The sequence below is a fragment of the Idiomarina sp. ST20R2A10 genome, from assembly GCF_051842345.1.
Taxonomy (GTDB): domain Bacteria; phylum Pseudomonadota; class Gammaproteobacteria; order Enterobacterales; family Alteromonadaceae; genus Idiomarina; species Idiomarina loihiensis.
In genome coordinates, this window is the sequence record NZ_JBNIEY010000038.1 from 1 (window position 1) to 326 (window position 326).

1 protein-coding gene is annotated in these 326 nt (G+C 52.5%); it reads right to left on the reverse strand.

The genetic code is table 11. The annotated features are described in order from the left end of the window. Positions 1-326 (reverse strand): FAD-dependent oxidoreductase (locus tag ACP7H9_RS14235; protein WP_439222936.1); only part of this gene is annotated, 326 nt, incomplete at both ends.

The following is a 326-nucleotide window of genomic DNA, read 5'->3' on the forward strand; positions in this document are numbered from 1 at the left end:
TGGTTTTGAGAATGAAGTGTTGTCCGTCGTAACGCACTTCGCTGGCTTCTGTATGCTCAAGCACATTGATGCCTTCGTGATAAAAAACAGTGGCTATTGCCTCACCAATGGCAGGCTCGTCTTGGGATAACACCCGACTGCGAGCCAAAACAGTAACTTCACTACCGAGACGCGCGAAGGCCTGTGCTAATTCAAGAGCAACGACCGAGGCTCCAATAATAGCGAGGCGCTTAGGAATGTTACTTAGCCCTAATGCGCTTGTCGAAGTAAGGTAAGGGGTTTCAGCTAAGCCGGGGATGGGTGGTTGTGCGGGTCGGGCCCCGGTG